At 66.6% G+C, this 10,982-nt stretch carries 10 protein-coding genes; 4 read left to right on the top strand and 6 right to left on the bottom strand.

Annotated elements, in window-relative coordinates:
- Positions 1-8: 8 nt before the first annotated feature.
- Entirely contained in the window at positions 9-1,229 is a 1,221-nt protein-coding gene (locus OG300_RS09005) for a DUF1800 family protein (RefSeq protein ID WP_405494078.1), read from the bottom strand.
- Between the two features lie 122 nt (positions 1,230-1,351).
- Between OG300_RS09005 and OG300_RS09000 the strand changes: the two genes are divergently transcribed.
- A complete protein-coding gene (locus tag OG300_RS09000; protein WP_405494076.1) occupies positions 1,352-2,005 on the top strand; it encodes a hypothetical protein in 654 nt (217 codons plus the stop codon).
- Between the two features lie 3 nt (positions 2,006-2,008).
- Complete coding sequence (locus tag OG300_RS08995; RefSeq protein ID WP_405494074.1) at positions 2,009-2,395, top strand: hypothetical protein; 387 nt, start codon at positions 2,009-2,011, stop codon at positions 2,393-2,395.
- A 136-nt stretch (positions 2,396-2,531) separates the two neighbouring features.
- On the opposite strand, the gene OG300_RS08990 is transcribed toward OG300_RS08995, so the two are convergent.
- The 4 genes from OG300_RS08990 to OG300_RS08975 form a co-directional block, all read right to left on the bottom strand.
- The gene (locus OG300_RS08990) at positions 2,532-3,227 is read right to left on the bottom strand and encodes an FAD-dependent monooxygenase (RefSeq protein ID WP_405494072.1); all 696 of its coding nucleotides are present in this window, start codon (positions 3,225-3,227) and stop codon (positions 2,532-2,534) included.
- Positions 3,228-3,303: 76 nt separating this feature from the next.
- On the bottom strand, positions 3,304-4,530 hold the full coding sequence (locus OG300_RS08985) for an alpha/beta hydrolase (RefSeq protein WP_405494070.1): 1,227 nt from the start codon (positions 4,528-4,530) through the stop codon (positions 3,304-3,306).
- Between the two features lie 91 nt (positions 4,531-4,621).
- Entirely contained in the window at positions 4,622-5,530 is a 909-nt protein-coding gene (locus OG300_RS08980) for an SGNH/GDSL hydrolase family protein (RefSeq protein WP_405494068.1), read from the bottom strand.
- A 5-nt stretch (positions 5,531-5,535) separates the two neighbouring features.
- Positions 5,536-6,000 (bottom strand): polyketide cyclase, encoded by a 465-nt coding sequence (locus tag OG300_RS08975; protein ID WP_405494066.1) that lies wholly within the window; start codon positions 5,998-6,000, stop codon positions 5,536-5,538.
- 321 nt (positions 6,001-6,321) lie between these two features.
- On the opposite strand from OG300_RS08975, the gene OG300_RS08970 reads away from it, so the two are divergent.
- Together OG300_RS08970 and OG300_RS08965 are read left to right on the top strand one after the other, a co-directional pair.
- Complete coding sequence (locus OG300_RS08970) at positions 6,322-7,521, top strand: cytochrome P450 (RefSeq protein WP_405494064.1); 1,200 nt, start codon at positions 6,322-6,324, stop codon at positions 7,519-7,521.
- Positions 7,518-8,756 (top strand): cytochrome P450, encoded by a 1,239-nt coding sequence (locus tag OG300_RS08965; RefSeq protein ID WP_405494062.1) that lies wholly within the window; start codon positions 7,518-7,520, stop codon positions 8,754-8,756. The genes OG300_RS08970 and OG300_RS08965 overlap by 4 nt, the downstream gene beginning before the upstream one ends.
- A 64-nt stretch (positions 8,757-8,820) precedes the next feature.
- Here the strand turns inward: OG300_RS08965 and OG300_RS08960 are convergent, their stop codons facing one another.
- A complete protein-coding gene (locus tag OG300_RS08960; protein WP_405494060.1) occupies positions 8,821-10,635 on the bottom strand; it encodes an acyl-CoA dehydrogenase in 1,815 nt (604 codons plus the stop codon).
- Between the last annotated feature and the right edge of the window lie 347 nt (positions 10,636-10,982).

Here is a 10,982-nt window from a genome sequence, read left to right as displayed (position 1 = left end):
GGTTCCCGTCATGCGAGGATGAATTCCGGTGTGGTGAGCACGAATCCGAGTAGTGCCGCCGCCTGCGCCCGCGGGTAACGCCGGAGCGCGAAGGCCAAATCCTTTGCCGCGGTCAGCGTCTCGGTCGTCGGTTCGTAGATGCCCGCTCGCGTCAGGACAGCGGTGACCGGGTCCGGCGCATTCGCGATCGTGGGCAGGGCAGGGGCATCCACCGCCAGTTCCGCACGCAGAACGGCGGCTCCCGGGTCCAGCCATCGCATTCCCGGCGGCCAGCCCGCCACATTCGGCGGATAGAACGGGGCCTGGCCCAAAGCCGTCAATGTGTCGAAAGCCCTTGCCACATCGTTGATCTCGCAGACAGCGAACGCGGCGGTCGTCCATTCGATCGGATATCGCGGCCGCTCGTACACCGCCGTCGTGAATTCCGGATCCCGCACGATCGCCTCGACCAGCGGCCGAATCTCGAGGCGCGCGGCGGCGAACGCGGCGGCCAGCTCACCCACTCGCTGATCCGAGGCCGGACGGCCGACGAGGAACAGATACAGCTTCGCGGCGATGAACCGCGCGCATTCCGGGCGGTCACACAGCGCGTCGACCACATCGTGCGCGGTGCGCACCGGGCGGCCCAGCAGCACGGTGTCGCGTGGATTTCCCACGGCCGCATCGAAGGACGCGCGGCCGTCGTCGGTGACGGTCCAGCCCGACAGGGCCAGTGCCGCCGCCCGCACATCGCCCTGACTGTAGGGCCCGCGTCCGATGGTGAACAGTTCCATCAGCTCGCGCCCGTGGTTCTCGTTCGGCGCGGCCGCGGTGGATCCGTCGCCGTCCAGCCATTGCAGCATGGCCGCGTCCACCGTCATCGCGTGCGCGAGTTCCCGGAAATTGCCCAGCGCGTGGGTGCGCAGCACCAGATGTTGCCGCCACATGAGCGCCCATGCGTCCGCCTTGTCGTGGCTGGAGGTGAAGTGTCCGTGCCAGAACCACACCAGCTTCTCGTGCAGGCCCGCGCTCGGGTCACGCATCAGCCCCAGCCATTTGCCCACCGCCCCGTCGGTCCCGGCGGCATCGTCCTCATCGAATACCGGCTCCCCCGGAATCAGCGCAGCCGCCCCGAGTACGGTCTCGATCGCCCCCGCCGCGCCCAGCCCGGCCGCCGCTTCGACCTGCCCCGGAAACGGCCCGAACGTGGTCCGCCGCAGAACATGCGCCACCGCCGCCAACTCACTCATGCCCCGGAGCATGCCGAAGCTCGCATTAGGAACTCGTGAGGTGAACTCCGAGGGACGAAGTCGGAATCGGCTCGGTGATTCGGCCGCGGGCACCGGCGGAACCTGGCCGTTAGTATTCGGACATGCGCCGCAGGTGGTTTCGAGTTCTCGCGTGCCTGGCAGTGCTGGGCGCCACCGCGGGGTGCGTCGGCGCGGTGGACCGTGCGGACTTCGAGCACCGGATACGCACTCGCGGAGGCGGATTGGTGAGCGCGCTGCCGCAGACCGCCATCGCGGCGCTCACCGAGCGCACGGGTGCCCGCGATCTCGAGGCGAACCTCATCGTGCTGACCGCGCCCGATTCGACCGGCTTCCGGCTGGTCCTGAACGACCAGCCCGACCAGGTGACCCGCTTCATGGCCGATCACGACGACCTGTCCACCCGCGAACCCACCGTCCGGCTGCGGGTGCGTCCGCCGGATCGATCCCGGCAGCTCGACGACTACTCGTTCACCCTCGGTGACCTCGGTTCCGCACGGCCGGTGCGGGTTTCAGCCTTCGACGACCTCGACGGGGAGGACTTCACGATCAGCGAGGTGCCCGGTCTGTCGCGTATCGAAGACATCGTGGACACCGCACTCAGCCGCAGCGGACTCACGGATGGCGAGGTGACAGTCATCGTGGTGAGCCGTTTCGGCCGCGACATCCGCATCGTCACCAATGTGGTGTCGCCTCGCTCGGAGATGATCGGCGAGTTCGACGGCGACGGCGCATTCCTACGCATGCGGCAGGCCTGAGCGATGGCCCGTCTACTCGTAACCGCGGTATCGACGGTCGGCGCCGCCGGTCTGCTCAGCACGATCGTCCCCGTCGCCATCTGGCCCGGCGAGGCGAAACTCACCGCGCCCCTGTTCTGCTCACCGCCGACCACGCAACCGATGGTGGTCTCGGACACATTCCACGATTCCGAGGGGACGTCGACCAACTACACGCTCTACTGCGTCGGCGATCGTGGCACGCTCACCGACGAGGGGTACGCCCTGCCGATGTTGGTGCTGTTCGCGGCGCATGTCCTGATCCTGACAGTGCTGGTGACGCTGACGACCCTGGTCGGGTCGATCCGCCGCAAGCGGCCATCCGAGGCGCGATTCGCCATGGATATCGAACCGTCGGCTCGCGAGCTGTAAGCGCCGCGCCGGACCTCCAGGAACTGGAGCAGCAGGGGCCGTCGGCCATGGTTCAAGCACGCGCGGCGATCGACAAACTCCTGCCCACCCCGCACGAACGGATCCCGGCGACGAGCCCGGCCGAACTCTGAACCACCTACGGATGCAACAGAACTCGATCCACGTACGCACTCAGGGTGATCTTCGACCGGCTCGCTCGCCAGGCCAGGTGTGCGTCGGGGCGCACCAGCATGGGTTCGGGCACGTCGGCGACGACCGTGACGACTTCCTCCCCCAGCCGTTCGGTCGGCAAGGTCGCGGATCCTTCCGGCACGAGCAGCACCCACCGGCCATCGAGGATCCGGTGTAGCCGCGACGTCTCCCCTTCGGCCAGTACGCATTTCACGTCGGGTACCCGGTCACCGCAATGCAGTGCCGCGATACCGGTCCGGCCGCCACCCGGGAGGGCGGGCCACCGGCCGGACGGGGCGAGTGAAGCGCCCCGGTAGGACACGCCGAGTTGGCTGGCCGTCGCGACGATCCGGCGCTGGAGGACAGGCTGTCGTCCGATGGGCAGCGCGATGTGGTCGCGGGCCTTCCGCCTCACCCGGAACAGCTCCCGCGCGCCGTCACGGAAGGTCAAACCCATCGTCGCGATGCTTCGCTGCGGCAGATCCCCGAGCGCGTCGAGCCGATCCAGCACTTCAGCACCCCGCGGCTGCACCGCCAGCGCCCGAGAGGTATTCGCCGGACCCGCCGCCGCATCGATGATCCTCACCTCGATGCCACGCCGCAGCAGCCCGCACGCGAGAGCCAGGCCCGTCGGCCCCGCCCCGCAGATCAACACACTCATCGCTGTCCCCCTGGTCGACTCGGGACAGCGTAGGCACTCCGAGCCTGGCTTCGCTTCGTTTGAGCCGCACTGCGACTCATGATCCAGGGGTGCACCGGTCGGAGTCCGGCGCCGGGATCGTGAGGGTGGCCGGGGTGCTGACGTGGACGGCGCATCCGCCGGGGAAGTCGAGTTCGACGTCGGATCCGGCGGGGCTGATCGACAGGTCGTCTCCGGAGCGGGAGAGGCGGGCGAGACTGCTTGGCGGAGTGTCGAATCGGTAGTCGATGCCCCAGATCCTGCCGTGGGTGGCGATGGTGTCGCTCACCCAGGTCGTGGGGGCTTCGTCGACCGGTTGGAACATGCCCCAGGCGAGCGCGTCGCGGAGTTCGGTGCGGAATTTCGGCCAGTCGTGGACGCCATCGCCGGGGAGGTAGGTGTAGGGGATCCCGGCGGCGTTCAGTGCGGCGGCGTAGGTGTCGGAGGCGGGTCGGATCGCGGCGGCTTCGGCGAGTGGGTCGGTGTTCTCCATGGTGTACGGCTGGCCGTCCTCGGTGGGGATGCCGTTGCCCGCGGCCATGAATACGCGGGTGTGGCCGAGGTTGCGCACCAGGTTCACCGGGTCGTGGCCCAGCGAGTAGGGCTGAAAGTCCGGGCCGTACACCGCGTTCGGATCCAGTGGCTGTTTGGCCGCGTTCTCGGCGGTCAGCGAATGGTACGCACCCTGGCCGAGGGCCAGGTGGGTGTCGACGAGACCCGAAAGGATGGCGACCGAGCCGAAGTAGCCGGGTAGTCGGCCCGCGAGGTAGGCGGCGCCGAGTCCGCCCATCGACACCCCGGCGATGGCGTGCCAGCGCCGTTCGGGGCGGATCGGGAACTGTTCGGCGATTTGCGGAACAACCTCGTCGAGCAGGTAGCTCTCCCAGGCGGGATTTCCGCGTTGCCCGTTGTTCCACCAGTCCGTGTACCACCCGCTGGCACCCTCCGGCATGACGATGATGCCGTCGAAACCGGCTGCGGTGGTGACAATTTGGCCCTCACCGGTTCGCGACCAGCTGGAGTGGTTGCTGTACAGACCGTGTAGCAGGAGCAGGAGCGGGTAGGTCCTGTTCGGATCGTAATCGGCGGGAAGCAGCACCGTCGCGCGAGGCGGTCCCGCGTATGTCAGCCATTGCGAAGGGATCTCGCCATTGCGGTCCGGCAGTGTGATCTCGATGAGTCGGCTGTCACTCGGCAGGGCGGATGCCGCAGGGGCTGTTCCCAATACGAGGGCCACACTCGACAACACCGTGACCGCGAATCCGTTCCACCGACGGCGTGCCACGAAACCACTGAGGCCAATCAATTCCTCATCACCCCACCACATCTGCGATCGGACATCCGGCGAGAAGCGCAGTGAACCAGTCAGAGAAGTATCAGCCTATGGCGGCTGCTACGAGCCTTGTTTGCGCGTTCGCACCCCCGATATTCGGATGCACCGGCGCCGCCAGAGAGAACGGCGGATTCGATGACACGACAGTCAGGAATTCGACGTAGCGGGTGGTCGCGTTCGAACACACGTTGTGCCCCAGGGTGGGTGCGTAGGTGTCGACGAGTTCGGCGGACTGATTCGCCGCCGCCGTGGCCAGCGCGGCATCGAGTTGCCGGTAGGTCCCAGCGAACCAGGCCGCGTCGGCCGGCAGGATCGGGACCTCCGGATAACAGCCCGCGCCACTGTCGGGCATCGCCTCGAGGTAATCGACGATCAGAATCCGCACATCATTCGCGGCACGAGCGCGCACATCGCGGATCACGGCCTCGAGCTTCGGCTCGACCCTCGCGATGGACGCGGAAATGTCGTCCACACCATCTCGGACATGAGCGTCCATGCACGACCGGTTGGTCAATCCGTCTCTGGCACATTCCTCGACGAGTGCCTCCAGCCCGACGTCATTGCCGCCGATACCGATCGTCACCAGGTTGGTGCTGCCATCGATGCGACTGAACTGCGGTGCGTTGACACCGTCGATCGTGTGCTGCGGGTTCGTGAACGCGGTGATGGTGGCCCCACCGCACGACGCGTCGGCGAAGCTGCCCAGCCGATGCTCGCCGCCGAGCAGGCCCGCGATCTGGTGCGGATAGTCGGTGTGCGCCTGAAAGCAGCCCGGCGGCGCATAGCTACCGTCCGGCACGTCGTCGAAACCGGTTGCCGCCGTGTAGGAGTCACCGAGGGCCACATAGTTGTAGACGGGCTCGGCCGCCCCGACCGCCGCAACCGCCATGCCCGTCATCGCGGCCGCGGTGACCACCGCGCTACCGATCGCGACCCGACCGCCGACCTTCACGACGGCTACCGCTCGACGGTGCGGGCGAGTATGCCCAGGGTGGCCCGCAGCGCCGACTCCGGAATGATCGGGAAGATGTTCGCCTCCCGATACCGGGGCGCGATCTTGCTCCAGTCGTAGTACGAAGTGACCAGCGTGCCGATATCGCTGGCCGCCAGCCGATATCCGTACAGGTGCGCGATCGGCGGCTGAATAGCCCCCGAGATGGTCCATTCGATCAGCGCGTCCTGCTCGAACTCGGTGATGATCACCGTCACGTCGTACTTCCCCATCGGCAGATCGTTGAGCGCCTCACGATCCATATGCACGACGAACTCGTCGCCGACCGCACTCACGGCCTTACCCTCGGCCGACTGCAGCATCCCCGAACTGTCGATCGCCACATGCCCTTCCGGCGAGCACAGCAACGCAAAGATTTCCGAAGGCGCCGCGGCGACCTGTCGCTGGACCTCGAACCGCTCGTTCGTCATGCCCCAACCCTCGCACATTCGGCCACACTCCGACCCTCGAGATCCGGCCGAACATCGACGATCGATCGAATTGCCGGACCCTGCGCGTCCGGCACCAGCCAGCTACTATGCCCGGGTGGCCGAATCGTCGTACAGCAGAGCATATTTGGTGTGCCTATCAGTTGCTTGTAGATGTACCGACGGAAAGATCCACGCGTAGCTTTCCTGAACGGCCGCATCCGCGCACGATGATGCGGCAGGTGATCGAAAAACGTCTTTGTCCACGATTCACTCCTGCATGGGAGCTTTCTCCTTGACAATGCATCGAACCCGGATACCGGTATGAGACTGGATTCCGATGAGTTCGCCGCAGATCCACACCACGCCTACGACGAAATGCGACGGCAGCACGGGCCGCTGGTTCCGGTGGAGGTCACCGCCGGAGTCCCCGCGACGCTGGTCCTGGGGTACCGGGCGGCGCTGCGAATCCTCAGCGACCCGGCGCATTTCCCCGCCGATCCGAGAGCCTGGCAGGCCAAGATCTCCGAGCACTGCCCCGTGCTACCGCTGATGGAATGGGGACCGTCCACCTCGGAATCCGATGGCGAACAACACTATCGCCACCGCACCGCCTACCTCGCGGTCCTGGCCGACATCGATCTCTACCAGTTGCGCGGCACGGTCGAGAGCGTCGCCGTGTCGTTGATCAACGGCTTCTGCGGTGCCGGAACGGCCGATCTGCTCGACGAGTACGCGATCCCGCTGACCGTCGGAGTGCTCGAGGCCGTGCTCGGCATCCCCGAACAGGACGGCCGCGAACTGTTCGACGCCATGGCCGGACTGCGGGTCGCCGCGAACGCCCGGGATTCGGAGCTGCACGACAACCGGTTCCACACGCTGCTGTCGAACATACTGTCCGCCAAGCGATCCCAGCCGTCCACCGATGTGATCTCCCGCCTGACCCGACACCCTTCGATGCTCGACGACACCGAGATCCTGGCGCAGACCGCCGTGCTCTACGCCCTGGGCACCGAGCCGACCTGGAATCTCATCGTGAACGCGCTGCTGTTGCTGACGACCGACAGCCAGTTCCGGGCAGGGTTTCTCGGTGGGGCGCTGTCGGTCCGGGAAGCGATCGACGAGGTGCTGTTCCTGGATCCACCGCTGGCGAACGGCTGTGCCCGATACCCTCGGCAACCCCAGGCCGTCGAGGGTCTCTGGCTGACGGTGGACCAGCCGGTGCTGATCAGCATGACGGCATGCAACGCGGACCCGGCGCTGACCGGCGAGCGGCACGGCAACCGATCGCATCTCGCCTGGGGTGCGGGGGCGCAATCGTGTCCGGCGCAATCGCTCGCCTCGGTGATCGTCGAGGAAGCGCTCGAACAGCTCCTCGACGCGCTGCCCGACCTCGAATTGGCGGTGCCCGCCTCGGATCTGCGGTGGCAGCCCAGCGCCTTCCACCGCGCACCGCTCGCCGTCCCGGTGATCTTCCCGCCCTGCCCGCCACTGCCCCTTCCACAACGAGAGTCTCGTCGTTGACAACGAACACGCCCCCGTCGTCGCCGGAAACCGACAACCCGCGACAGTCGGACCACGCTGCCCTCCAACAGATTCCGGTTCCGCTGTACGGACCCGAATTCGCCGCCGACCCGCACGGTTTCTACACCGAGATGCGCCGGAAGTTCGGTTCCCTGGCCCCGGTCGAACTGTCGCCCGGCATCCCGGCCACCCTGGTGATCGGCTACCGCACCGCGGTACAGATCAACAACGATCCCGAACGCTTCCGTGCCGATCCGCGCGTCTGGGAGCAGGACATCCCACTCGACTGCCCGGTGCTGCCGATGCTGCAATATCGACCGAACGCGTTGCGCAGCGCGGGCCGTGAGCATGCCCGCTACCGCAAGGCCAGTGTCGACAGCATCGACGCCATCAACCTCTATCAGGTCGACATGACCATCGAGCAGATCGCGCTCGCACAGGTCAACGCGTTCTGCGGCGACGGCAACGCCGATCTCATCAGCCAGTACGCGCTGCCGGTCACCTTCGCCTACCTCAACGCCATGGTCGGCTGCCCGGCCGATATCGGGCAGCGGGTCGCGCAGGGCATGGCCATGATGTTCGAGGGCAACGATGCCGAGAACGGCAACGCGCTGTTCGTTCGCGCGCTGGGCGAACTGGTCGCGCTCAAGCGACACACCCCCGGCAACGACGTCACCACCCGGCTGGTCACCCACACCGCCGACCTCACCGACGACGAACTCGTCCATCAACTCGTCACCATCTACGGTGCCGGGATCGAACCGCTGACCAACCTGATCGCCAACACCCTGCTGCTGATGCTCATCGACGACCGATTCTCCGGTGTGGCGGCATTGACGACCCGAGACGCGTTGAACGAGTTGCTGTTCACCGATCCCCCACTGGCCAACTTCGGCATCACCTATCCGCCCCAACCGATGATGGTCGACAAGGTGTGGCTACCGGCCAATCAGCCGGTCGTCACCAGCATGGCGGCCTGCAACAACGATCCCGCCATCGTCGGTCAGTACAACGGCAACAACGCGCATCTGGCCTGGGGCACCGGCCCGCACGCCTGCCCGGCGCAGGACGTCGCCTACTCGGTCGCGCAGAACGCCATCGATCAGCTCTTCGACCGACTGCCGGAGATCCAACTCGCGTGCAGCCCGGATCAACTCGGTTGGCGTCCGGGCCCCTTCCACCGATCCCTGGCCCGGCTGCCGGTCGTCTTCCCGCCGGTGCGGGAGGGATTCTGACGAGACGGAGAGCGCCTCGGGAGGTAGCCCGAGACGCTCTCACTGATCCGGGGACCGCCGGGTGTCAGTCGACCTGCAGCGCCTTCGCACACTGCACGACATAGCTGTCGGCGTCGAATACCGTACGCAGCGAACCAGTTTCGAGCTCGAAGGCCGCGACCAGCTCACCGAGATGCGGGGCCAGACTGCCCTGCAGGCGAATGCGAGTGTCCCGCAGGGACTCTCGCATCTTCGGCAGTGGACCGTCGGGCAACAGATCCGCGCCGTGTGCCGTGCACTGACGAACAGCGAACAGGACGACCACCTGCTCGATCACCTGTCGTGGGCCATCGGGAAGCCGCTCGGCACGTTCGGCGAGGGTGTGCGCCGCATGCGAGGCGACATGCGCTTCGGCCGCCGCCAACGCCAGGTCATAGACCTGGTCCCAACGGGTTTGGCGGCCACCGACAGTGTTCTCGTAGCTCTGCAGAGTGCTGTGCTGCAGATAGGCCGCACGCGCCTGCAGCCAGTTCAGCCAGCCGCGGGGAGCGTCCGCGTCGCAGATCTCCTGTCCATCCCACGATCCCGGCTCCCACGGATCCGCCTCGGACAGCCGCCGGTAGGCGGCCAGCAGGGCGATGACATAGCTATCGCCTTCGGCGGTGGCCGCCGCGTCACGCAGGGCGCGGTACTCGACGATCTTGTTGTGCGCGAACGTCCCCTGTGCGCCGAGCCGGTCGCGGACTTCACCACACACCCGCAGCGCGGTGGAGGTCGCGAAATACTTTGTGAGAGAGACCAGATCGGTGAGCTTCGGGCCTTGCTCATCATCGTGTACGTCGATCGCGTCGACGAAACCCTCGATCGCGATCTCTGCGGCGATGGTGGACAGATAGGTGTCGACCACCGCGTCGACCACCGGCCCGTAGTGAGCCGGTACGTCCAGCAGCGAGACGCGCCCTCCGTCCATACTCGCGATCTCCCGCTGTGCCGAGTGCCGGACCGCGATCGTCACCGCGGCCCGCGACACCGCCGCGGCCATCGCCGAGATGCACAGCCGACCGACCCGTACCCGGCTGATCGCACGCCACACCTGGTTGTCCGACGGTATCGGCCCCACCAGCTCGCCGTCCTCGTCGATGTGGGTTCCGGTGTGCGACAACAGACTCCCGCGCGTCAGGCGCACCTGATCGAAGCGGGTCAGCGCATTGTCCATCCCGAGCCCGGGCTTCTCCGGCAGGCGACGGATCGTGACGCCCGGCCGCACCTGGCCGTCCGCGTCACACAGCCAGACCAGAAACGGATACACGCCCTTGCGCACGCCGCCGATGACCAACTGCGCGAACACGATTCCGAAGCGCGCGACACCCGCCACCGGGGGCGCGGCGGTGGTCGGCATGAACTTGATCGCCGTATCGGTGGGCGTGTGCAGGATGAACACGCCACCGTCGGCTGGATCGTAGACCGCGGTGGTCTCCAGATTGTTGAGGTCGCTGCCGTGGCCGACCTCGGTGAGCACGTAGGCACCCACCGCCCCGCCGTCGAGCAACGCCGCCAACGCGTCGGTGACCTCCTCGGAGCGGGTGTGCTGTTCGAGCAGTGTCCCGAGCACGAGGTTCACCTGCACCGTGAGCAGTGCGCCCAGGTGCGGATCGACGACGGTCGCCTGCTCGTGCAAAGTCACCAGCTCGCGCAGGTCCGCCACGGTGTCGACGGCCGACAGCCGTGGCAACAGCCGCAGGTACCGTTCGTAGGCTCGCTTCCCGGGATCCTGTGTGGCCGACCACCAATCCTGATCGAATGTCTCCTCGGCGAACAGCGCGTTGTACCGCTGAGCCGAGGTGCGACGGTTGCCGAACAATATGTCTGCGAAATTGCTGCGGTGCTCTGTAGAGACCATGACTTCGCCTTCTTTCACTCACTACAGACTCCAAGCGACCCCAGTTTCGTCACTTGGCATTGCGCCGCCTCGGGACACCGAAAATCAGGGTGACCGTTGGGGACGGATCAGAAGCTGTCGGATAACCAGGCGTCAGAGACCTGCGATGCGACCTGTCGAGAGCTCACACCACCCGCCTTCAGCAGACCTGCCGGGCAGTCCACAGTGCCACTGGCACAACCGGACTCGACAGAGTGGAATGAGAGACATCGCCGATGACGGCACCCGACGGGGACAAGGTGACAGCCGTCATCACTGCACGTCCGGTCGATGGCATCGCCGCAACCCGCGACGCTTCCGCGACGCAA

This window comes from Nocardia sp. NBC_00511 (assembly GCF_045161165.1).
GTDB lineage: Bacteria > Actinomycetota > Actinomycetes > Mycobacteriales > Mycobacteriaceae > Nocardia.
This window is presented reverse-complemented; position numbering and strand designations above follow the sequence as displayed.